The sequence below is a fragment of the Georgenia muralis genome, assembly GCF_003814705.1.
In the GTDB taxonomy this organism is placed as follows: Bacteria; Actinomycetota; Actinomycetes; order Actinomycetales; family Actinomycetaceae; genus Georgenia; species Georgenia muralis.
This window is the reverse complement of the sequence record NZ_RKRA01000001.1, coordinates 3889629-3912947: the sequence shown is the minus strand read 5'-3', so window position 1 is coordinate 3912947 and position 23319 is coordinate 3889629. Positions and strand designations below refer to the sequence as shown.

Annotated in this window: 19 protein-coding genes; all 19 read left to right on the top strand. The window is 75.3% G+C overall.

Features of this window, described 5'->3' with window-relative positions:
- Positions 1 to 246: 246 nt before the first annotated feature.
- The 19 genes from EDD32_RS17685 to EDD32_RS17595 are packed head-to-tail and all read left to right on the top strand — an operon-like array spanning position 247 to position 23310.
- The gene (locus EDD32_RS17685) at positions 247 to 2700 is read left to right on the top strand and encodes an AAA family ATPase (RefSeq protein WP_211338881.1); all 2454 of its coding nucleotides are present in this window, start codon (positions 247 to 249) and stop codon (positions 2698 to 2700) included.
- Positions 2697 to 3299: a Pvc16 family protein gene (locus EDD32_RS17680; protein WP_123919637.1), complete on the top strand. Its 603-nt coding sequence runs from the start codon at positions 2697 to 2699 to the stop codon at positions 3297 to 3299. Before EDD32_RS17685 ends, EDD32_RS17680 begins: the two co-directional genes overlap by 4 nt.
- A complete protein-coding gene (locus EDD32_RS17675; RefSeq protein WP_123919635.1) occupies positions 3296 to 3961 on the top strand; it encodes a hypothetical protein in 666 nt (221 codons plus the stop codon). Before EDD32_RS17680 ends, EDD32_RS17675 begins: the two co-directional genes overlap by 4 nt.
- 38 nt (positions 3962 to 3999) lie before the next feature.
- Positions 4000 to 5073, top strand: a complete 1074-nt coding sequence (locus EDD32_RS17670; protein ID WP_123919633.1) for a hypothetical protein — start codon at positions 4000 to 4002, stop codon at positions 5071 to 5073.
- Positions 5066 to 6589, top strand: coding sequence for a phage tail sheath family protein (locus tag EDD32_RS17665; RefSeq protein ID WP_123919631.1), 1524 nt, complete (start codon positions 5066 to 5068; stop codon positions 6587 to 6589). Before EDD32_RS17670 ends, EDD32_RS17665 begins: the two co-directional genes overlap by 8 nt.
- A gap of 56 nt (positions 6590 to 6645) precedes the next feature.
- Positions 6646 to 7089 carry a phage tail protein gene (locus EDD32_RS17660; RefSeq protein WP_123919629.1) on the top strand — a complete coding sequence of 148 codons (444 nt, stop codon included), beginning with the start codon at positions 6646 to 6648 and terminating at the stop codon, positions 7087 to 7089.
- 8 nt (positions 7090 to 7097) lie between these two features.
- Positions 7098 to 7490, top strand: coding sequence for a hypothetical protein (locus EDD32_RS17655; protein ID WP_484103616.1), 393 nt, complete (start codon positions 7098 to 7100; stop codon positions 7488 to 7490).
- A complete protein-coding gene (locus EDD32_RS17650) occupies positions 7487 to 7669 on the top strand; it encodes a DUF6760 family protein (protein ID WP_123919625.1) in 183 nt (60 codons plus the stop codon). The genes EDD32_RS17655 and EDD32_RS17650 overlap by 4 nt, the downstream gene beginning before the upstream one ends.
- 11 nt (positions 7670 to 7680) lie before the next feature.
- Positions 7681 to 8106: a phage tail protein gene (locus EDD32_RS17645; protein ID WP_123919623.1), complete on the top strand. Its 426-nt coding sequence runs from the start codon at positions 7681 to 7683 to the stop codon at positions 8104 to 8106.
- Positions 8103 to 9218 (top strand): hypothetical protein, encoded by a 1116-nt coding sequence (locus tag EDD32_RS17640; RefSeq protein ID WP_123919621.1) that lies wholly within the window; start codon positions 8103 to 8105, stop codon positions 9216 to 9218. Before EDD32_RS17645 ends, EDD32_RS17640 begins: the two co-directional genes overlap by 4 nt.
- Position 9219: 1 nt before the next feature.
- A complete protein-coding gene (locus tag EDD32_RS17635; protein WP_123919619.1) occupies positions 9220 to 9891 on the top strand; it encodes a CIS tube protein in 672 nt (223 codons plus the stop codon).
- A complete protein-coding gene (locus EDD32_RS17630) occupies positions 9872 to 10987 on the top strand; it encodes a phage late control D family protein (protein ID WP_123919617.1) in 1116 nt (371 codons plus the stop codon). The genes EDD32_RS17635 and EDD32_RS17630 overlap by 20 nt, the downstream gene beginning before the upstream one ends.
- On the top strand, positions 10984 to 11625 hold the full coding sequence (locus EDD32_RS17625; protein ID WP_123919615.1) for a phage baseplate assembly protein V: 642 nt from the start codon (positions 10984 to 10986) through the stop codon (positions 11623 to 11625). The genes EDD32_RS17630 and EDD32_RS17625 overlap by 4 nt, the downstream gene beginning before the upstream one ends.
- 54 nt (positions 11626 to 11679) lie before the next feature.
- Positions 11680 to 11976: a PAAR domain-containing protein gene (locus tag EDD32_RS17620; protein WP_123919613.1), complete on the top strand. Its 297-nt coding sequence runs from the start codon at positions 11680 to 11682 to the stop codon at positions 11974 to 11976.
- 2 nt (positions 11977 to 11978) lie between these two features.
- A complete protein-coding gene (locus EDD32_RS17615; protein ID WP_123919611.1) occupies positions 11979 to 12398 on the top strand; it encodes a GPW/gp25 family protein in 420 nt (139 codons plus the stop codon).
- Positions 12395 to 17443: a baseplate J/gp47 family protein gene (locus tag EDD32_RS17610; protein WP_123919609.1), complete on the top strand. Its 5049-nt coding sequence runs from the start codon at positions 12395 to 12397 to the stop codon at positions 17441 to 17443. The genes EDD32_RS17615 and EDD32_RS17610 overlap by 4 nt, the downstream gene beginning before the upstream one ends.
- Positions 17440 to 19365 carry a baseplate J/gp47 family protein gene (locus tag EDD32_RS17605; RefSeq protein ID WP_123919607.1) on the top strand — a complete coding sequence of 642 codons (1926 nt, stop codon included), beginning with the start codon at positions 17440 to 17442 and terminating at the stop codon, positions 19363 to 19365. Before EDD32_RS17610 ends, EDD32_RS17605 begins: the two co-directional genes overlap by 4 nt.
- Entirely contained in the window at positions 19365 to 21584 is a 2220-nt protein-coding gene (locus tag EDD32_RS17600) for a hypothetical protein (RefSeq protein WP_123919605.1), read from the top strand. The genes EDD32_RS17605 and EDD32_RS17600 overlap by 1 nt, the downstream gene beginning before the upstream one ends.
- 13 nt (positions 21585 to 21597) lie before the next feature.
- Positions 21598 to 23310, top strand: coding sequence for a hypothetical protein (locus EDD32_RS17595; protein WP_123919603.1), 1713 nt, complete (start codon positions 21598 to 21600; stop codon positions 23308 to 23310).
- Positions 23311 to 23319 lie beyond the last annotated feature (9 nt).

Here is a 23319-nt window from a genome sequence, read left to right as displayed (position 1 = left end):
TGCCGGCGGCTGCAGGGTCCACCGCCGACCATAGGCCCCCCTTGAAGCCACAACTGTCCCCCTCTCTGCTGCGCCCTGACAAGGCGGACCCGGTCCGAAATGGGCGGGTTCACCGCAGGCCCCAAGGAGGTGGACCCACCGGCCCGAGGATCCAGGGCCCCACCCGGATCCCCTTCGGCCCGAACGATCCATTGGCCCGGCCACCCGCGCGCGCCATGGTGGGGAGATCGTCGGGTTGGAGCAGCAGTGACGCGCAGGATGACGGTCTTCATCGGCCCGTTCTCGAGCGAGCCGTTCACCCAGGGACTGCGCGCCCTGCTCGGCGAGACCGGCGAGTTCACCGTCATCGCCGTCGAGGACGTCGACGCCGCCGTCCGGGCCGCCGCGACCGACGAGCCCGTGGTCCTCGTCCTCGAGGGCAGCGACCCAGCGGCGTGCCGCCGCTACCTCGACGAGCCGGCCGTCCGAATGGTCGTCCTCCTGGACCCGGCCGCGGCGCGCTCGTTCGTCGGGGTGGACAACGCCCGGTGGACCGAGCTCGCCGACGTCGTCCGGGCCCTCGCCGGCGAGGCCCGCACCGCCCCCGCCGACGACGAGCGGGACCGGATCCGCGTCGTCCACGCCACCGGGCTCGACCGGGGCGTCGACGCCGAGGGACTCGCCCCGCTGGCCGGCTGGGTCGAGACCAGCCTCGCGCTGGCCCTGACCCGCCGGTTCGGCGAGAGCGGCCAGGGGGTGCTCGGCTGGTCGGTCAGCCCGCGCGAGGCGCTGGAGATGCTCGGTGTGGACCCCGCCCGGCCGCAGGCCGACGACCTCGCCGGCCGGCTCGCCGACGTCGACGACAGCCTCTTCGTCTCCCGCCACGCCCTGCCGACGGCGGTCGCCGACGTCGCCGACGCCTACCACCTCACCGACCAGGACCTGCGCCTCCTCAGCCTCGTCCTCGCCCCGGAGATCGACGGGCGCTACGCGACGGCGGTCGGTGTCCTCCAGGACGACCTCACCCGCCGCCGGCCGAGCCTGACCCTCCTGGCCGAGCTCCTCACCGGCGAACATCTCAGCGCCTGGGACCTGCGCCGGGCCCGCTCGCTCGTCGCAGTCGGCCTCATCCGCCCCGTCGAGAGCGAGGCCCCCGCCGTCGACGTCGGCTACGCCCCGTCCGCCGCGGTCCTCGCCCACCTCCTCGCCCCCTCCGCGGAGGACGCCGCGGCCCGCCTCGGCGCGCAGCTGCGGGCCTCCCTGGCCGGCTCGGAGCCGCCGCTGTCGGCGGCGGAGAGCGACCTCGCCCGCCAGCTCGAGGACGCCGCCCACCGCGCCACCGTGGTCCGGCTCGTCGGCGGGGACGGCGCCAAGCGCTGGTTCTCCCGGCTCACCGCGTGGACGGGCGTGCCGCTCGTCGTCGGCGACCTCGCCGGCGTCGAGCCCGGCGCCCGCGCGGCCGCCGCGGGAGACTGGTCGGTGCTCGCCCACCTCCTCGGCGGCGCCCTGCTCCTGCTCGGCACCGACACCCTGGACGAGTCCGAGCGCCACCGGGTCGGCGACGCCGCGCTGCCCCGGGCGGGCGGCCTCGTCGCCGCCGACGGCGACCTGGGCCCGGCCCGGTCCCGGCTCGTCCTACGGGCCCCGTCCGTCCCCGCGACCGAGCGGGCCACCTGGTGGGCCCGGGCCGCGGAGCACGCCGGCCTGCCGCTGCGGCCCGGCGACGCCGAGCGGCTGGCCGCCACGGTCGTCCTCGAGCCCGCCACCTTCGACGACGCCGCCGCCCTGGCCGCCCAGCACCGCGGCGCCGGGACACCCGGCACCGCCGTCGAGCTCGTCCAGCGCGCCGCCCGGGACCTGCGCCCCGCCACGCTGCCCGCCGGGGTGCGCAGCGTCGCCCCGGTCTACGGCTGGGACGACATCGTCCTGGGGGAGGAGAACCGCACCCTGCTCAAGGCGATCCCGCAGCACGTCCTGCACGCCGGCCGGGTGCTCGAGGAGTGGGGGTTCGCCGCCCGCGTGCCCTACGGGCAAGGCGTCGCGGCCCTCTTCAGCGGCCCGAGCGGGACCGGCAAGACCATGGCCGCCCAGATCATCGCCCGCGACCTCGGGGTCGACCTGCTCCAGGTGGACCTGTCCAAGACCGTCTCGAAGTACATCGGGGAGACCGAGAAAAACCTCGACCGGGTCTTCGACGCCGCCGAGCGCACCGGCGCCGTCCTCCTTTTCGACGAGGCCGACGCCGTGTTCGGCAAACGCACCGAGATCAAGGACGCCCACGACCGCCACGCCAACGTCGAGGTCGCCTACCTCCTCCAGCGCCTGGAGTCCTTCCGCGGCCTGACGATCCTCACGACGAACCTCAAGGCGAACATCGACGGCGCGTTCCTGCGCCGCCTGCGCTTCGTGGTCGACTTCGCCGTCCCGACCGCCGCCGAGCGGGCCCGGATCTGGCACAAGGCCTTCCCGCCGGCGGCGCCGCTGGACGGCCTCGACGTCGCCGCCGTCGCCAGCCGCCTGCCGATCAGCGGCGGCAGCATCCAGTCCATCGCCCTGCACGCCGCGTTCCTCGCCGCGCCGGGCGGCGGCCCCATCGGCCTGGACCACGTGCGCACCGCCACCCGCCGTGAGCTGCGCAAGACCGGCCTGCTCGCCGCGGAGAAGACCCTCGACGACTGGCCGGTGCCCGAGGAGCGCACGCCCGCGCTGGTGCGGCCATGACCGCCGACGCCGTCGCCCTGGTCACCGCCGCGCTGCAGGCCCGGCTCGAGAGCGCCGTCGGCGTGGGCAAGGTCTACGTCGGCCCGCCGGTGGCCGAGGACGTCGCCGACCGCAAGCTCGCCCTCTTCCTCGTCCACGTGGTCCCGAGCCCGGCGCTGCGCAACGAGCAGGTGCTCGTCCCGCGGCCCGGCGACGCCGACGGTCCCCTCGTCGCGACCGACGCCCTCGCCCTGGACCTGCGCTACCTGCTCTCGGTGTTCCGCTCCACCGGCGCCGGGCCGGGCGGCGGCGCCGACCCCGACGAGCTCCTCACCCTCGGGGCGGCCGTGCAGGCCCTGCACGAGCGCCCCACCATCGACCAGGTGCCCGGGCAGACCGTGCGGGTCACCCCTGAGCCGTGCACCGTGGAGGACCTCAGCCGCATCTGGGGGCTGCTGCCCCAGTCGTCCTACCGCACGTCGATGGTGTACCTGGCCAGCCCCGTGCTCGTCACGTCCGCGCCGCCGACCCGTGACGACCGGGTCACCGAACGCCGCTATCGCGCCGGGGTCCTGCCCGACCCGCCCGGGCCGCTGGCCGAACGGGTGGGGGCGCTATGAGCATCGCCTTCGAGGAGGGCCGGACCGACGTCGTCACCGCCGTCGTGACCCTCATGGACGGCGCCACCCGCCGGCCGGTGCGCGGCGACGTCGACGTGGCCCTGTGGGACGTCGCCGCCGGGCAGGCGCGCCCCGTCGCCGTGGTGCGCAACCTCAGCGGCCAGGCGGTGGTGCTCAACGCCCCGCCGGGCGAGGACCTCACCTTCCGGTTCGGGACCGAACGCAGCATCTACCGCGGCCCGGTGCTCCTGACGGTCAACCCCGCCGCCGACGGGGTGCGCCATGTCGTCGCCCTCGAGCGGCGGCCGGACGCCCCCTTCGACGACGTCGCGACGCTGGTGCGCGGGGTGGTGGTGCGGAGCCCGGGGGGTGCGCCCGTGCCGGTGGAGGGGGCGGCGGTCTCCGCCGCGGCGCCTGGACCCGGGCGGCAGTTCCCGGCGACGACCGACGAGCGGGGTGCGTTCGCCCTCGTGGTGGAGCTGCGCCCGCCGGCCCCGGACGAGCCGGCGGAGATCGACGTCGTCCTGACCGTGACCAAGGACGGCCTGCCCACCCGGACGCTGGCGGTGCAGCTCCAGCACGGCCGCCACCACGTCTTCACGGCGCCCATCGACCTCGACGACGCCGTCGTCCCACCCATCCACGTACGAGCCGGCCCCTGAGCCGGGCGGACCACCAACGAGAAGGAAGGAGCGCGGCCGTGAGCGAACCATCAGCGGACGCCGGTGACGCCGAGGCGGTGCCTGCCCAGCAGAAGGACCTCGACCAGCAGCTGCAGCCGCAGGGCCAGGCGGTGGGGGAGGCCGGTGGCTCACCCCCGACCGAGGAGGCGGTGCCCACCGAGCAGACCGAGGAGGTGGTCGAGGCGCCCGCCGGGGACGCGGCGGCGGGCACGCCGAGCACCGGAACCGCCGACGGGTCCACCGGCGGTGGTTCCACCGACGACGACTCGACCGGCAGTGGCTCGAGCGATGACGACACGATTGCCGAGAAGCTCGCCCAGCTCGAGACCGACGCCACCGCCGCGCGTACGAAGAAGAACCAGGCCGACGTCGCGCTCGCGGACCTCGAGAACCGGCTGACGACCCTGCGCGCGGTCCAGAAGGACGCCGAGACCGCCGCCACCGCCTACACCGCCGCCTACGACGCACTCGCCCGCGAGGACACGGCCTACGGGGAGTACCTCGAGTCCCAGGAGGAGGGCCTGCGCCGGCAGCTGGGCGAGGACGGCGTCGCCGGGGTCGAGGCCCTCGTCAAGGAACGGTCGGAGCGGACCAAGAAGCTCGATCGCAGGACGAGGAAGGCTGCCCGGACGCTCGCGAGCGCCGAGAGCAGGCGGGACCGGCTCAAGGACCGGGTCAAGAAGCGCTCCGACGCCCTGGCCGGGTGGAAGAAGCTCACCGCGACCGTCACCGCGCAGCACACCGAGCTCAAGACCCGGCGCGAGGAGATCGCCAAGGCGCGCCAGGCCGGTGAGTACGCGCTGGCGTACTGGTTGCTCGGCTCGGCGGCGGCCCGCCGGAAGTCCTTCGGCGACGGGCCCCGCCTCATCCCACCCAAGGACCTGGAGCCCAAGCTGCTCGACGCCGTCACGGCGCTCGCTGACGCCCAGAAGGCGCTCACCGATGCCGAGACCGCCGCCGCCACGGCCAAGGCCGACCTCGCGGCGGCGACGAAGGCGCGCGACAAGCACAGGGCGGAGTCGGAGGCGCAGCTGCGCGAGAGCCTCCGGACCGCCGGAACCCACGCCACGACAGGAGAGTCGAATGCCTGAGTACCTCGCACCGGGCGTCTACGTCGAGGAGATCGAACGGGGCCCCAAGCCGATCGAGGGCGTGGCGACCAGCACCGCGGCGTTCCTCGGGGAGGCCCAGCGCGGCCCGCTGGTGCCGTGGCTGACCACCAGCTACGGGGAGTACCTGCGCTGGTTCGGCGACGTCTTCGGCGCCGGGAAGTTCCTGCCCTACGCCGTGAAGACCTTCTTCGACAACGGCGGACGCCGCTGCTACGTCACCCGCGTGGTCGGGGCCGGGGCGGCCGCCGCCACGGCGGACGTCGGCGGGTTCACCGTCACCGCCACCGGACCGGGCACCGCCTACAACAACACCTGGGTCCGCATCCTGCCCGGCAGCACCCGCGGCGCGGACGGCAACCCCGTGGGGTTCCGCCTGCGCGTGGACCACTGGGCCAACCCCGCCGACGTCCCCGACGACGCCGGCGGCATCGACGAGGGTCCGATCAGCACGATCGCCGAGGACTTCGACGACCTCAGCCTCGACCCCGCCTCGCCGGCGTACTTCGACAAGCGGGTCAACGGGTTCAACTCCTCCCTCGTGCAGATCTCGGCCGCCGACGACGCCGAGCTCCCCACCGGCGACGGCGTCTCGGCCCAGCTCGACGGCGGCGCCGACGGCGACCCCCTCACCCCCGCCGACTACGACGTCAACGACCCCGACCCCGGCCGGCGCCGCGGCCTCAAGGCCCTCGAGCTCGACCGGTTCCGGGAGGTTGCCATCGTCTACGCCCCCGGCGTAGACTACGACACGGCCAGCAAGGTGGTCACGCACTGCGAGCGGAACAGGTTCCGCTTCGCCGTCGTCGACTCCCTCCAGGGCCTGGGCAACGCGAGCGGGATCGAGCCGCGCTCGGACGTCACCGACACCAAGTACGGCGCCTTCTACTACCCGTGGATCTACGTGAGCGACCCCCGCAGCGGGGTGCGCACCCTGGTTCCGCCGGGCGGGTCCGTGTGCGGGATCTACGCCCTCACCGACAACACCCGCGGGGTGTTCAAGGCCCCGGCGAACGAGACCCTCGCGGGCGCCGTCGACCTGGAGTACGACATCAACCAGGGCACCCAGGAGGTCCTCAACCCTCGCGGGGTCAACGCCATCCGCCGGTTCCCCGGCCGCGGCATCCGGCTGTGGGGCGCCCGGACGATGTCCAGCGACCCGCTGTGGAAGTACGTCAACGTCCGCCGGCTGTTCATCTTCCTCGAGGCCTCGATCTACAACTCCACCCAGTGGGTGGTGTTCGAGCCCAACGACCCGCGGCTGTGGGCGCGGGTCAAGCAGACCGTGACGCTGTTCCTGCGGACCCAGTGGCGCGAGGGCGCGCTGCTGGGGCTGAAGGAGGAGGAGGCGTTCTCCGTCGCGGTGGGCCGGGAGACGATGACCGAGGACGACCTCCTCAACGGCCGCCTCATCGTCGAGGTCGGCGTGGCACCGGTCCGGCCGGCCGAGTTCGTCGTCTTCCGGGTCTTCCAGAAGACGCAGGAGGCGAAGTCATGACTGACACGGGCATGACCGCCACGAGCACGACCGCCACGAGCCAGGAGGGCTGAGCGATGGCACGCACGGACCCGCTCCGGAAGTTCCGGTTCCGGCTGGAGATCGACGGCCTCGAGCAGGCCGCGTTCTCCGAGGTCACCATCGGGGACCTCGCGAGCGACCCGATCGAGTACCGCGAGGGTGACGAGGCCCGCCTCACGGTCCGCAAGCTCTCCGGCCTGACCAAGTACGCCAACGTCACCCTCAAGTGGGGGATCACCGACTCCCTCGAGCTCGCCGACTGGCACCAGCTCGTCGTCGGCGGCGCCACGCTCCAGGACGACATCCGCAAGACGGTCGTCATCCGGGTGCAGAACGAGGCCGGCGAGGACAAGGCCGCCTTCGAGGTCACCCGGGCGTGGCCGTGCAAGTACGACCCGACCGACCTCAACGGCACCGGCAACGAGGTGGCCATCGACACCCTCGAGCTCGCCAACGAGGGCATCCGTCGGATCCAGTAGGGAGGCCCATCATGTTCGCCACCGAGGTCGACTTCACGCTCCCCAAGGGCTACCTCGACGCCGACGGCGTCCTGCACACCGACGGCGTCATGCGCCTGGCCACCGCGGCCGACGAGATCCTGCCGCTCAAGGACCCCCGGGTGCAGGCCAACCCCGCCTACCTCACGATCATCGTCCTGGCCCGGGTGGTGACCCGGCTGGGGTCGCTGCCCGACGTCAACACCAAGGTGGTCGAGGGGCTCTTCGCCAGCGACCTGGACTACCTCCAGGTGCTCTACGAACGGCTCAACGCCGCCGAGGAGCCGGACGGCCGGCTGGGCGACGACGACGGCCAGCTCGCCGGCTCGGCGGACGGCCGTCTCGCCGGGGGCGGGAGGGTCTACGCCCTGGGGGAAGCGTGAGGGCCTATCCCGTGGCCCAGCTCTACGAGGAGATGGCCTTCATCGCCTACCACTTCCACTGGCCGCAGACCGAGCTGATGTCCCTCGAGCACGCCCAGCGCCGGCGCTGGTGCGAGGAGATCTCCCAGATCAACCGCCGGCTCGACGGCGCACCCGCCAACCCGTTCGACACCCTCTGAGGAGGTGAGTCATGGCCCGCCCCGACCCCTTCCGCCTGTTCCGGTTCGTCGTGGAGATCGACGGCACCGAGGCCGGCGGGTTCCAGGCGGTCTCCGGCGTCGAGCGGCAGACCCAGGTGGAGCCCTACCGCGAGGGCGGCGTCAACGACTTCGAGCACCAGCTGGCGCTGAAGACCACCTACCCGCCGCTCGTCCTCAAGCGCGGGCTGGTGGACGGGTGGCTGTGGGACTGGCACCAGGAGGTCATCTCCGGGCGGGTGCAGCGCCGGACCGTCTCGGTGGTCCTGCTCGACGAGGCGGGGCAGGAGGCGTGGCGGTGGGTGTGCGCCGCGGCGTACCCGGCACGGTGGTCGGGCGCCGAGCTCGACGCGATGTCCGGGGCGGTCGCGACCGAGGCGGTCGAGCTGGTCCACCACGGGATCACGAGGCAGCGATGAGCGCCCGCCTGCCCACGCGCCCCGCGCCGACCTACCGCCCCGGGGCCGGGTGGCTGCGCGGGGGGAAGGCTACTGCGCTGGGTGACGGCGTGCCTGGGGACCGGGCGGGCGGCGGACGGTCGGGGCGCGGGCCGCTGTGGCGGCGGCCGCTGGCCCTGATCTTCCGCCGGCCCGCGCGGGCGGTGCCGGCGCCGGTGCTGCGCTCGCGGGACGGCGCCGCGGTGCGTCTCTCCCTGTCGCTCTCGATGCGGGTCTGGCTCGCCGAGCGGCTGACGACGCTCGTGCGCGAGGTCGCGCCGGCGGTGGAACCTGAGCGTCGCGCAGCGTGGGCGGCGCCCGGCACACGCGCGGAGTCCGCGGTGGTCCAGCGCGCGTGGCGCCTCGGGGTGGCGAGCGACTCGGCGCCGATCCGGCTGACCCGCCGGCCGTTGAGCACCCGTGAGCCCGACGCCGTGCGGGCACCGCGTGGGGCTCGGCTCGATCGCTTTACGCCGGCTGACCTCATCGACCGGTCCGGCAGCGAGACCACCGCGACACGGACCACCTGGCGCACACCGTCTCCTCCCTCCGACGGTGACGGCCAGCAGAGACTGATCAGCAGCCGGCCAGCTGCACGGCCGACGTCGCCGGGCGTCGTTGCGGAGCCGCTGGACGTCAAAGCTCCGGCGACGGTTCCGTCGCTCCGGCACCGCACCCGCGGTTCGCGGCTCGGCGCCGCCAGGGAACCGCTCATGGACCGGCCCGCCGACCCGGCCGCCCCTGCCCCCGGGCCGGCGCGCCGTCGCCTCCGCCGGCCGACCGGTCCACCCGCCCCGCACCCGGGCGGCTACCCCGCCACCGAGCTGCGCGTCGGGCCACGGCTCCGCAGTGCGCCGCGTCCCGCGCCCGCTCCGCCGGCCCCCGGGCCGCTCGCCGTGCCGGACCGCCCGCCCGCCCCGCTCGTCCACCGCAACCGGCCCGCCGTCGTCGAGGCCCCCGCCGCGCCCGCCCCGGCCCCGCCGCCCGCCGCCCCGGCCGCCCCCGCCGTCGACCTGGACCGGCTCGACCGCGAGCTGTGGCACCGGTTCGAGAAGCGCATGCGCATCGAGCGCGAGCGCCGGGGGAGGGGCTGACATGGCCCAGGAGCTGGCGAAGGCCATCGTCACCCCCCTCGACGGGCGCGCCGCTGGCAACCCCATCACGGTGCTGTTCAACCCCACCGAGTACAACGTCGAGTACTCGGCGAACTTCCAGGAGTCCGCCCCGCCGGGCCTGTCCAACCCCGTCGTGCAGTTCGTCAACGGCAACGCCCGGGTCCTGAGCATGGACCTGCTCTTCGACACCTGGACCGACGGGCAGAGCCGGGACGTCCTCGAGCTGACCTCCCCGCTGACCGACCTGCTCTCCATCGACGGCGACCTCCACGCCCCGCCCCGCGTCGAGTTCCGCTGGGGGGTGTTCCGGTTCGTCGCCGTCGTGGAGAAGATCTCCCAGCGGCTGACGATGTTCGCCTCGGACGGCACCCCGGTCCGGGCCACCCTCTCGGTGACCTTCAAGCAGTACCGCACCATCGCCGAGCAGCTCGAGGACCCGCGCCGCAACTCCGCCGACAAGACCAAGCGCCGGGTCCTCGAGGCCCACGACAGCATCTGGCTCCTCGCCGCCCGCGAGTACGGCCAGCCCCGGTACTGGCGGCTCATCGCCCGGCACAACGACGTCGACGACCCCCGGCGCATCCCGCCCGGGACCGTCCTCGTGCTGCCGCCCATCGACGAGGGGGTGCCCCGTGCGACTCGCCCAGCTTGAGCAGGACACCGCCCACGACCGCTTCTACGTCCCCACCTTCGCCGTCAAGGTCGGCGGCGAGGACGTCCTGCGCGACCTCTACCTCGCGGTGACCTCGGTCAGCGTCGACCTCAAGGAGAAGACCGCGGGACGCTTCTCCTTCAAAGTGGCGGCGGCGTTCGACTGGGAGGCCCGGGAGTTCCTCGCCACCCGCGCCGAGGAGCGGGTGGACCTGCTCGAGCTGTTCGCCTTCGGCGCCACCGTCGAGATCGCCCTCGGGTACGGCGACCCCGCCGCCCTCAGCCCGGTGCTGACCGGCGTCGTCACCGAGCTCAGCACGGACTTCTCCGCCGGCTCCACCCCCGAGCTGTCCATCAGCGGCAGCGACGGCCTCTACCCCCTCACCGTCGGCAAGAACACCCGGCACTGGGAGGCCGCCCCGGACAGCACGGCCGTGGCCGACGTCGCCCGCGCGGCCGGCCTGCGCGCCGACGTCGAGCCCACCACCCCCGCCAAGGACCGGATCGACCAGAACAACGAGACCGACATGGTCTTCGTCACCACCCTCGCCGAGCGCAACAAGGCCACGTTCTACGAGCGGGACCGCACCCTCTACTTCGGCCCCCGGCACAAGGACGCCGCCGCCGTCGCCGAACTCGTCTGGGGCGAGGGCCTGCTCAGCTTCAGCCCCGAGGCCAACCTCGCCCGGCAGATCTCCGAGGTCCGCGTGCACGGCCGCTCGGCCGCCACCGGCACCGAGATCGTGGGCCGGGCCCGGCGCGGTGACGAGACCGGCCGCGACACCGGCGAGGAGAGCGGCGGAGAACGGGTCGTCCGGGCCCTCGCCGCCGACCCCGTCCTCAACCTCCGGGCACCGGTGAGCACCCAGGAGGAGGCCGACGCGCGCGCCCAGGCGGTGCTGGACGAACGCGCCCAGGACTTCCTCACCGGCCGCGGGGAGTGCGTCGGCCTGCCCGAGCTCCTGCCCGACACCAACGTCACCCTCGGCGGGCTGGGCCGGGCCTTCTCCAAGACCTACTACATCGCCGAGACCACCCACACCCTCGACGGCAGCGGCTACCGCACCACCTTCACAGTGCAGGAGACGACGGTATGAGCGGCACCTGGATGCGCACCGAGGAGGCCGAGCGCGAGGCGGACGGCTTCCTCACCGGCGTCGCGGTGGGGGAGGTCACGGACAACACCGACCCCGACGGGCTGGCCCGCGTCCGGGTCCGGCTGCCCTGGCACCCCGACGGTGACACGAGCTTCTGGGCCCGGCTCGCCGTCCCCATGGCGGGGGCCGACCGCGGCACGTACTTCCTGCCCGAGGTCGGCGACGAGGTGCTCGTCGCCGCCGAGAAGGGCGACCCCTCCCACCTCTACGTCCTCGGCTCGCTGTGGAACGGCAAGGACAAGCCACCCGCGGACAACGACGACGGCGCCAACAACACGCGCGTCATCAAGAGCCGCGCGGGGCACACCATCCGGTTCAACGACGACGACGCCGCTCCCGAGATCGAGGTCCGCCTCGCCGACGGCAAGCGCATCGCCCTGGACAAGGACGGCATCACGGTCGACGACGCGAAGAACAACGTCATCACCATCGACTCCGGCGGCGCGAAGGTCACCGTCACCGCCGGCCGCGAGCTCGTCCTCAAGGGCGCCACGGTCTCGATCGACGCCTCGGCGTCGATGAGCCTGACGTCGTCGGGGACGCTCAAGCTGCAGGGCTCGGTCGTGCAGATCAACTAGGTCAGCTCAACGAGGTCGACGAGGTCGTCCGGATCAGCGAGGAGGAGGGACAACATGGGAAAGCCGGCCGCGCGGGTGGGTGACACCACCGCCCACGGCACGCCGCTGACCCTCGGGCCGGGCTGCCCGACCGTCCTCATCGGCGGACGACCGGCGTGGCGGGCGGGGCCCGACACGCACCTCTGCCCGGTCTTCGACGGGCCCAAGCCGCACGTCGGCGGCATGATCGCCGTCGGCAGCGCCACGGTCTTCATCGGCGGCCTGCCCGCGGCCCGGGTGGGCGACCAGATCATCGAGGCCGGACCGCCCAACGCAGTCGCCACCGGCGACCCGACCGTCCTGATCGGCTGACCATGGACACCGACGCACGCGGACGCGAGTTCCTCGGGACGGGGTGGGCCTTCCCCGTCGCGCTCGACCCGGCCACCGGGCTGGTCGAGCTCGTCTCCTACGAGGAGGACATCCGCCAGTCGATCCTCATCATCCTCGGCACCGCCAAGGGCGAGCGGGTCATGCGTCCGGACTTCGGGTGCGGCATCCACGACCTCGTCTTCGCCGCCCTGTCCACCCAGGTCGTCGCCCAGATCGAGACGACCGTGCGCGAGGCGCTGCGCACCTACGAGGCCCGCATCGACGTCCGCGCCGTGACCGTGAGCAGCGCGCACCTGGCCCTGGGCCGCCTCGACGTCGTCATCGACTACGAGGTCCGGGCGACCAACCAGCCGGGAAACCTCGTCTACCCCTTCTCCTTCCGGGAGTCGGCGAGCCGATGAGCACCTACCGTTCGCGCCTCGAGGTCGGCGTCCACCCGGGGACCGATCCCCGCCGGGCCCCGGAGCTCCGGGCCGAGCTGCGCCGCCTCGCCGCCGCGCTCACCCCGCGGTGGCGGCCCACGGGGGAGCGCGACGACGTCGGCTCGGCCCTGCTGCGGATCGGCGCCCGGCTCGCCGAGGAGACGACGCAGCGCCTCGACGCCACCGCCCGGCGCGACGCCCTGGCCTTCTTCGACCTCCTCGGTCTGCCGCCTTCGCCGCCCCGGCCCGCCACCGGGGTACTCGTGCTCACCCTCGGGGCCAAGCAGCTGCGGGCCGTGCACGCGCCGGCCCGCACCCAGGTGGCCGTCACACCCCCGGCCCCCGATGTCGGTGCTGCCGGTGCTGCCGGTGCCGCCGGTGCCCGGCCCGCCCCGGCCGGCGACGACGTCACCTTCGAGACCCAGGCCCGCCTCCGGGTGGTCCCGGGCCGGGTGGGCGAGCTGGTCGCCGTCGACGCCGGCGCCGACCGCATCGAGCTCGCCCCGGCGCGGGTGACCTCGCCAGCGGCGCCGGTCGCGGCCGCGGACAGCTATCGGCTGCTCACCTTCGCCGGCGCCGGCAGCCGGACCGTCCAGCTCAGCCCCGCCGGGGGCCTCGCCCCGGAGGACCTGCTGCGGATCGGGACCGGCGCCTACCGGGTGCTCGAGGCCGACGAGCACGGGCTCGTCACCCTGCTGGACCCGCTCGAGGAGCCCGCTAACGCCGGGACGACGGCGGTGCGGATCTCCGCGCTGGAGTCGTTCCGCCTGCGCGACGTCCAGGCGCACGTCCTGCACCTCGGCCACCCCGACCTGCTCAACCTCGACCAGCCCGCCACCATCGGGGTGACCCTCGCCCCGGCCGGTCTCGCCCGGGAGCTCGGCGCGCTCGACGTCGCCTGGTCGCTCTTCGGCACCCGCGACGGGGAGGAGGAGCCGGCCTGGCAGCGGCTCGACCTGCTCGGGGTCCGGGGGGCGGAGGTCCGCCTGGCCAAGTCGTGGGCCGGGTCGGTGGAGGAGACCGAGGTCCACGGACAGACCTCCCGGTGGCTGCGCGCCGAGCTGCGCACCCCGGTGGTCGGCAGGCCCCCGACGTCCCGGGCGTCGGGCGTGCACCTCAGCGTCGCCTCCGCGGGGACCGGCGAGGACGGGGCCACGGGTACGGGCACAGGCACCGGCGCGGGTGGCGGTGCGACCCCCGCGGAGGGCAGCCGGACCGTGACCGCCGCCGCGCACAACGGCACCCCGCTCGCCACCACCCGCCGGTTCCTGCCCTTCGGCCCCGAGCCGTTGCGCTTCGACGTCTTCGCCCTCGCCGCACCGGAGACCCTCAGCAAGAAGGGCGCCACGGCCCGGCTGGACATCACCCTGGTCGACTCCTCGATCGTCGCGCTCGCCCTCGCGACCGGGTCCGGGACGGACTGGCGCGGCTACGGCGCGGGCCGCAACGGCAACCTCCAGGTGCTGCTGCCGGAGGACGGCGCCGTCCGCTGGCTCGAGGCGCCCCTCACGGGCGAGGACGGCCGCCGGGTCCTGCTCGGGGCCGCCGCGCCGGTGGCCGTGGGGCGGACCGATGCCGCCGGCGACGTCGTCGTCGTGACCGACCGCGACGGCGCGCTGTGGTCCGCGGTGGTGCGCACCTCGACGACGGTCACCGTCGACGGCAGCACGTGGCACCCGCTCGACCGCCCGGCCGGCCAGACGCCAGCGGGTGACGGCGAGGTCGCCGTCGTCGCGCCGGTGATCGTCCCGGCCCCGGCCGGCGACGGCGCGGCCGTGGTCCTCGACATGTCCGGCGGTGACCTGCACGCCCTCCGGCTGGACGAGGCCGGGCGCGCGGTGGGCTGGTCGGTCGTCGAGCCGGACTCGTTGGCCCCGGCGGGGCTCCGGCTCCTCACCGAGGTCCAGGGTGCGGACTGGCCGGGCCGCCCGGACCGGGTCGAGGTCCTGGCCGCGGACGACGACGGCGCCCTGTGGGTGGCCACCGTCGAGGACGGGGCCGCCGGACCGACGGCGTCGTGGACGCAGGTCGCGGGGGAGGAGCCGGTGCCGCCGGCCCGCCCGGACGTCGTCCCCGCAGCGACGCGCTACCGCACCGGCGGCGGGGAGCACCTGTGGGTCTGCCTCGCGGCCGGCGGCGGTCTCGTCGGGATCGACCGGGACGGCGACGACACCACCGTCCTGCCCATCACGGCCACGGTCGCGGACGGCTCCGCCCTGCACGCCCACCCGGGCGTCCTCGGCGTCGGTGGCCTGCCCACGACCGCCGGCCTGGGCCCGGACGAGGCGTTCGTGTGGCAGGGCGGCGAGGACGTCACGACCACGCCGCTGCCCGCCCCGGCGTCGGCCGCCCGCCCCCAGCTCGTCGCGACCGACGACGCGCTGGAGCTGCTCGTGCCCGGCGCCGGCGAGCGGGTGCTGCGCGCCGCCGTCGCCGAGCCGGAGGAGCTGGACGTCGAGCTCCACGACCTCATCGAGCTCGAGAGCCCCTGGGTGCCCAACCGCGCCGAGATCACCCCGTCCGACGGCACCGCCCCGTCCTTCCTCACCCTCGGGTCGGCCAACCGGCGCATCCGCGAGGGCGACGTCCGCGTGTACGAGGTCGACGGCGTCACCGCCGGGACCACCGTGCGGTTCCTGCGCGTGAGCACCACCGCGCACACCGGCACCTTCGACCCGGCGGACAGCCGCACGCAGCTGCGCCTGGCCGCCACGGACACCGCCACCGAGGTGGGGTCGCGGATCGTCGCCGGCGAGGCGAGCCACGTCGTCACCGACCTCACCGACGGCGTCGCCACCCTCGACCCCGAGGTCGCCGGCGACGACCCGGAGTACCAGGTGGTCGAGGAGACGGCCGTGGTGTCGGTGACGGACGAGGCGCTCGGCACCCTCGCGAAGGTCGTCACCACCGTCAAGCCCCACGAGCTCGTCTTCGGCGCCCCTGCCGACCCGAGGACCCAGCAGGTCCTGCGCGCGGAGCGGGTCCTGTCGGTGGTGTGGGCGCGGCTCGGCGCGGCCTGGGAGACCCTGCCCGCGGCGGGCGCGACGGCGGCGTCGTTCGCCGAGGAGCCCACCTGGACGGTGACCGTGCGCGAGCGCGGCTACACCAACCCCGAGCTGTCGTGGGAGTACGCCGACGGCGACGGCTGGCGGCGCCTGGAGGTGCTCGACGGCACCGACGACCTCTCGACGTCGGGGAGCATCCGCTTCGTCGTCCCCGCGGACCTGACCACCACCGAGATCGGCGGCCAGGAGGACTACTGGATCCGGGCGCGGCTCGTGGGCGGCGACTACGGCCGGCCCTCGTACGTGGTCCGGCAGGAGACCAGCGGTGGCGTCACGGAGCAGACGGTCGTCGTCGACACCTCCGAGCTGCGCCCGCCCGAGATCCTCGCCATCGAGGCGTCCTTCGCCTCCCCGCCGGGCCTGCCGCCGGAGGTGCTGCTCGTGGAGAACAACGCCGACGTCGTCGACCAGACGCAGGCGGCAGCCGTGGCGTCGGCGAGCTTCGAGCTGTTCGAGGGTGCCGGCGCCGTCGGCGCGGAGTCCCGGGCGGTGTTCGCGGGCCTGACCGCCGCGATCGGCCGCGGGCCGATCACGCTCCTCGTCGACGCCGTCGACCAGCCCGGGACCGGGGCGCTCGAGGTGGACGTGCGCACCCCGGAGGGGTGGCGCCGGGTGCCCGCCGACGACCGGACGGCGTCCCTGCGCCGCACCGGGACCATCACCCTGGCGCTCGACCACGATCCCGTGCCGGTACGGCTCTTCGGCCGGGACCGGGTGTGGCTGCGGCTGCGCCCCGGCACGGACCCGGTCGGGGCATCCGGTGCGACACCCGGCGGGGCATCCGGCTCCGGCGCGGGGTCGGGCGCAGAGGCGGCCGCGAGCTGGGCGCCGGTGGTGCGCCTCCTCCTGCCGAACGCGGTGCCGGTCAGCCAGGCGCGCACGGTCCAGCAGGAGATCCTCGGCTCGAGCCTCGGCGCCCCCGGCACCACGGTCTTCCTCGCCGACGTCCCGGTCCTGCCCGACACGGTCGAGCTCCGCGTCCGCGAGGACCTGAGCCAGGAGGAGGTCGCGGCACTCGCGGCGCTCGCGGCCGAGAACCGCGGTGCCGGCCCGACCCCCGTCGTCACCGGCGTCGAGCGGACACCCGGCACGTGGGTGCTCTGGCGCCGCGTCGACAGCCTCGTCGGGCAGCCCGGCGACGCGCGCGTGTACGTCCTCGAGCCCGCGACCGGCCGGGTGCGGTTCGGCGACGACCGTACCGGCCGGATCCCGCCCGCCGGCCGGGACAACATCCGCGCCTTCGGCTACCAGCAGGGCGGGGGAGCGGCCGGCAACACCCCACCCTGGCCGGCCACCCGTCTGACGACGGCGGTCCAGGGCGTCGAGGCCGCCGTCCTGCCGCTCGGCACCGCCGGCGGCATCGATGCCCCTGCCGCCGACACCCTCTTCGCCACGGCGCCCCAGCAGCTCCGCCACGCCGGCCGCGCCCTGACCCCCGCGGACGTCGAGGCGCTCGCCGTCGCCTCCTCCGGGGACGTCCTGCGCGCGCGGTGCCGGCGCCCGCGGGGGCCGGGGGAGCCGGTCCGGGTCGCCGTCGCCGTGCGCGGCACCGGCTGCCCGCACCCGACGTTCGCCCAGCTCGACGCGGTCGCCGCGCGCCTGCGCGAGGTCGGCTGGGGCGCGCTCGACGGCGACGGCGTCGAGGTCACCGGCCCCACCGACGTCCCCGTGACCGTGGCGGTCACCCTCGGCGCCCCGCCCGAGCGGTGGGCCGCCGTCGAGCAGGACGCCACCACGGCGCTCGCCGCACTGTTCGACCCCGTCACCGGCGGGCCGGACGGGACCGGGTGGCCGTTCGGCCGGCGCCCGACGACCGCGGACGTGCTGCGGGCGCTCGCCCCGGTCGGTGGCGTCGAGCGGGTGGTCGAGGTCAGCGTCGACGTGCCCGAGGCGTTCCCGGTGGACGGCCTCGTCTGCGCCCAGGACCTCTCCGTCGTCGTCACGGGAGGCGCGCCGTGATCCCGAGCGAGTTCGTCACCCCGCTGGACACGATCGAGTTCGACCAGCTCGTCGACCTCGCCCGTGGGGAGATCCCCCGGTACGCCCCCGACTGGACCGACCACAACGTCCACGACCCGGGGATGACGCTCGTCGACCTCCTCGCCTGGATCGTGGACCAGCAGGTCTACCGCGCCGGGCACGTCGGCGGCCGGCACCTGCGGGCGTTCGCCGCGCTGCTGGGCCGCCGCGCGGAGGGTCCGGCCCCGGCGCGCGGGATCGTCTGGCCGGCCCAGGGCGTGGCCGAGGGCCGGCTCCTCCAGCCGAGCACCGACGTCCGGTGCGAGGCGCACCCGGCGCTGCGCGTCGTCACCGAGCGGCAGGTGTACCTCACGCCCGCCGCGCTGGTCGGGGTGGACCTCACGGTTGGCGGCGTGCCCGTGCCCGCGCCGGCGCCCGACGGCGTGACGTGGACGGTCGACGGCGCCGGCCCGGGCACCATCCACACCGAGACAGCTACCGCCACCGCGTTGACGCTCCGGTTCGACGAGGCCCCCGGCATGGCCGGGACGACCGCCCCGATCGCGCTCGGACTCGAGGTCGCCGCGCCGCCCGGACCCCCGCCGTCGCCGGAGACCTCCTGGGGCCCAGCGGTCTGGGAGTACCGGGCAGCCGGCGACGGCTGGGAGCACCTGCCGGTGGACCACGACGGCACCGCGGGCCTGGCGAGGACCGGCGTCGTCGTCCTCACCGTCCCGCCCGCGCGGCCGGGCACCGCCGAGGTCCGCCTCCGGCTGGACCGCGGCTTCTTCCCCGTCGCCCCGCAGGTTCGCGCCGTCGCCGTCAACGCCCTGCCGGTGGTCCAGCTCGAGCACGTCGCGCGGGCGGCGCTGACGGTCGGCACCGGCCTGCCCGACCAGGTGGTCGAGCTCTCGACCGCCGACCTGGTCCCGGCGCCCGGCGGCCCCCGGCTGACGATCGAGGTGGGCGGTGAGCCCTGGACCGAGCACGACCTGGCCACCTCCGGCCCCGACGACCCGCACTACGCCGTCTCGCCGGACGCCGTCGTCTTCGGCAACGGCGTCAACGGCCGCCGCCCGCCGGCCGGCGCGGCGATCGCCCACGGCGACCTGCTGCGCACCGCGGGCTCCGGCGGGAACCTCCGGCCCGGGCTGACCTGGGGCGTCCCGGTCCTCGGCCCGGCGCCCTACGGCGCCAACCGCCATGCCCTTGCGGGCGGGCGGGACGCGACGACCGCCACCGAGCTCCTCGCGCAGGCCCGGGCCGCGGCCACCAGCCGCGCCGCACTCCTCACCGACGACGACCTCGCGGCCGCCGCCTACGCCCTGCCCGGCATGGCGGTCGGCCGGGCGGAGGTGCTGCCGCGGTTCGACCGCCGGCTCCCCGGCCGCTCCGTCGACGGCGTCCGGACCCTCGTCGTGGCCCCGGCCGGGTTCGGCGTCGGACCCGGTGGCTCGGCCGAGGTGCCGCGGGCGTACCTGCGTGAGGTCAGCGCGCGGCTCGGCGGCGGACGGGTGCTCGGCGAGCGGCTGGTGGTCCAGGGACCGGCGGTCGTCGTCGTCGACGTGGCGGTGCGCGTGACGTCCCAGGCGTGGGCCGTCCCGAGTGACGTCGCGGCCGCGGTCGAGGGGGCCCTGCGCGACCGGCTCACCGCCGTGCGGCGATCTGCAGAGCCGTGGCCGCTGGGGCGCGACCTCACCGTCACCGACGTCGTGGCGATCGTCGCGAGCGTCGAGGGTGTGGGGACCGTCCCCGACGTCCGGCTCGCGGGGGACGGGTCGGCAGGTTCCTCGGCGTCCGCCGACGACGCGTCGTCTGGGCTCACGGTGCCCCGTGACGGCGTCGTCGTCGCGGGTGACGTGGAGGTCGTCGTCGACGGCGGCGCCCCGGGCGCCGAGCCGAGCTGGCGGAGGTGGGACTGATGCCCTCGGTCGAGGAGCGCGTCTACGACTTCCGCACGGCAGCCCACTGGCGGGCCGGCGTCCGCCGCGGCCTGCAGGTGCGGGGTGACCGGCTGGTCGTCCCGGACGCTCTGACGGTGCGCCCTGTCGGCGGAACGGGGAGTGCCGACGGTGGCGCCCTGCCCGCGGCCGGCGGGTGTGCGGGGCTGACCTGGCTGCGGCCGCGGTCCCGCGAGCTTGCGCGCCTGCTGGCGGAGGAGCAGGCCGTCGCCGAGCTCGGGGTCCTGGAGGGTCCTGCGCCGGCGCGGCGCCTCGTCGTCGGTCGGTCGCTGCTGTGGGTGCTCGCCGGGGACGACCTCGAGCGTCACGACGCCCGGACGCTCCAGCGCCTCACCCCGGCCGCGGTCCCGACCGGCTGGCGGGTCAGCGACGTGACCGGTGACGGCGCGGACGGCGTGTGGGTCGTGGAGCTCGGCCGAGCGGGCCGGCGGCTGCGGCACGTCGACTGCTGGGGCCGCACCTGTCGCGACACCATCGCGCTGGACCGGACGGACGGCCCTGACTCGGGCCCGGCCGCGGACGCAGGCGCGGACACGTCGGATCCGGCTGTCGGTGACCGAGCCGAGCTGTCGGTGGCGGCAGGCGCGACCGGGGCCTGGATCGCCGTCGTCGACCCCGACGCCTCGACCGAGCTGCTCGTCGTCGACACCTCGACGGCGGCCGTGACCCGCATCCCGCTGGACCCCGTGCACCGACGTGGCCGCACGCTGCTCGCCGCCGACACGGTGGTGCACCTGCTCACCGTCGCCGACGACCGTTCGGCCGGTGTGGTGTACCAGTCGCTCGACCCCCGCACCGGCGACGTCGAGGACCACCAGGTCCTCACCCTCCCGCGGGGCCTCGGCCGCCCGACCTCGCTCGCCGTGGAGGGGACGACCCTCGTCCTCGGCGGCAGCGGCGGCCTCGCCCACATCGTCGCGGCGCCCGCGACGGAGCCCCGCCGGGCCACGTTCATCACCCCCGCCCTCGTCTCACCCCTGGGGCCGGTCGCGCCGTGGGACCGGGCCGAGGTCGACGTCGTCCTGCCCGCCGGGACGACCCTGGAGATCAGCTGGGCGACCGGCGACCCGTCACTCGCGGCGTCGCTGCTCGACGGACGGTCCCGAGCAGGCGTCGTCGATGAGCAGCGGCTCACCTGGCGGCGTGGAGCCACCTACCGCGGCAGCACCGACTCGCCGGAACGGCTCGTGGACCTCCTCGACGGCGCGGACGGGACCACGCTCTGGCTGCGCCTCGAGCTGGCCGTGCCCGCCGGCGGCCCGGCGTCCGAGCTGGCCCGGTTGCGCGTGCGCTACCCCGGCACGTCCTACCTCGACCACCTCCCGGCGATCTACCGGGAGGACCCGCGCGGCGCCGACGAGCTCCGTCGCCTGCTCGCGCCCTACGAGGTGCTCCTCGACGGCATCGACGAGACCCTCGACGCGCTCCCGGCCCGGCTCGACCCGGTGACCGCGGACGACGGCTGGAGCGACTACCTCCTCGGCTGGCTGGGCTTCCCCCCGCTCGGCGAGCTCCCCGCGCACGTGCGGCGGGACCTCCTCGTCCGCGCCGCCGAGATCCTCGACCTGCGGGGCACCCGCACGGGTCTGGAGCTGGTCCTCGACCTCGTCACCGGCGGCCGGGCGAGCGTCGAGGACTCGGCCGACGAGCCCGCCGGCTGGTTCCTCGGTGCGCACGCGGCGCCGTCGGTGGGGGCGGAGCCCGCCCGGCTGGGCGCGGACACCGTGGCGCTCGGACAGCTGCCACGCCCGCCGCGCGCCGGCGCGCTGGTGCTGGGCACCGCCCGGCTCGGTCCCACCTGCGCCGACCCGGTGGCGATGCTCGCTTATCGGGCCCGGACGGTGCGCATCACGCTCGCCGTCGGGCCGGACCGCACCGAGCTCGAGCCGCTCCTCGACCGGCTCCTGGACGTCTTCGTGCCCGCGCACTGCCGCGTCGAGGTCCGGTGGACCGGCGCGGCCGGCGGGAGGCGGCTCGGCGGGGGCCTGCGCCTGGCGGGCGGGCCCGGCGACGGCACCGACGGCGCCGTCATCGCCGATTCCGACGACTCCCGGCTCGCCGGCGCCGACCAGCTCGGGGCGACGACCCGGCTGGGCCGCTGGCCCCTCCCCGTCACGGCCGGCGCACCGATCGTGCTCGACCGCGCCGCCCGACCTGGCCCAGGACCGCGATTGCAGTGAGAAGGAGCGACCCATGAAGAACAGGAGCGGTCCCGAGCGGGGCGCCTGGTCCCGCCGGCCGAGCTTCACCCCCCGGCAGATGCTCACCGCGGAGCAGCTCAACGCAGGCCTCGCCGACGAGCTCATGCGCCAGCAAATGCTCAGCCGCGCCGTCCACGGCTACGGCGTGGTCCTGGGCTTCGCCCTGTCGGTGGACGACGACGGCGCCCTGGACCTGCGCCGCGGCTGCCTCGAGCTCAGCGGCGGTCTGGCGCTGGACCGGCACGGCCGGATGCTCCTGTGGGAGGGCGGGCGGCTCGGCATCGCCGACCTCGTCGGCCCGCCGCCGCGGGGGCCCGGCTGGTACACGCTGTGCGCGCACTACGCCCGCCGCGCCCCGCAGGACGAGGACTGCCGGGGCGACGACCCGCACTGGGCGCACGACGGCGTCGTCTTCTCCCTGCACCCCGGGTGTCGGGGCGTCGACCGGGACTGCCCGGACCACCCGCACGACCGGTGCCTCAGCCACGACGAGTACCTCGGGGTCCGCACCGGCGGCCTGCCCGGCGATCCCGAGAGTCCCGACGTCGAGTGGCTCCTCCGGGAGCCGGGGCCGATGCGCCCGACCGGCGACGACGAGTGGGAGTACGACCCCGACCCGGAGGTCTGCGTCCCGCTGGCGTGCGTCCGCGTCTGCGACCTCGCAGCCAAGGACGACCGCGACCAGCATCCCGGGACGGACGGGAAGGACCCGGACCAGTACCCCCAGGACGACGGCAAGGATGACGGCAAGGACGACGGGAAGGACCCGTACCCCGAGGGTAAGGACCCGGCCAAGGAGAACGAGAAGTACCCGCAGAAGCAGGAGCAGAAGGAGCCGCCGAAGAGCGACCAGAGCTACCCGGACAAGCCCGCCGAGACACCGGGGGAGAAGTACCCGGAGAAGGACCGGGATGACCCCAAGCATCCTGAGAAGCACCCCGACGAAGCCGAGCAGCGCCCTGAGAAGCCCGACCGGTGGGACCACGACGCGCACCCCGGGCCGCGACCCGACCCCTGCGACCCGCGGTACGGCTTCTGCCCCAGAACCGAGCCCGACACGGTCAGCGTCCGCCCGTTTGTCTACCGCAACCCGCTGCTGTACGAGCTGACCAGCTGCTGCGACGCCGACCTGCCGCGGGTGCGGTCGGTCTCCTGGCAGGACTGGCTCGACGGCGGCTGGTCGACGCCGGTGCCCTGGCGGGCGTTCGAGGAGCGGCTGACGTCGGGCGGGCTCGAGGTCTGGTTCACCAGACCGCTCGACCCGCGCACCCTCCACGAGGCGAGCGTCTTCGTCACCGCCTTCTACCAGCAGGACGACGCCAGCTGGCTGAGCTACCGCGTCCCGCTGGCCGAGGTGACGCCGCTCGGCCGGGCCGACAAGGACGGAGATGCCGAGCACGGTGACCACGGCGACGGCGCCTGGGGAGCCCGGCTCGTGCTGGACGACGAGTGGCTCGGCGCCGAGGTGACGGGCCGGCGCTCGAACCTCTTCGCCGGCGCCCGGATCGAGATCACCGTCCGCGGCCAGCTCCTGCGCGACCGCTGCGGCCGGATGCTCGACGCCCGCCCACCGGGCCTGAAGTGCGGCGTCCGGTGCCAGTCCCGGCCCGGCGACGACCTCGTCACCGCCTTCCAGGTGGAACGGCGGACCCGCCGGAAGGGCGGCTACAGCCCGGACGAGGCGGACACCGGGAGCGCGACATGACCGGCCACG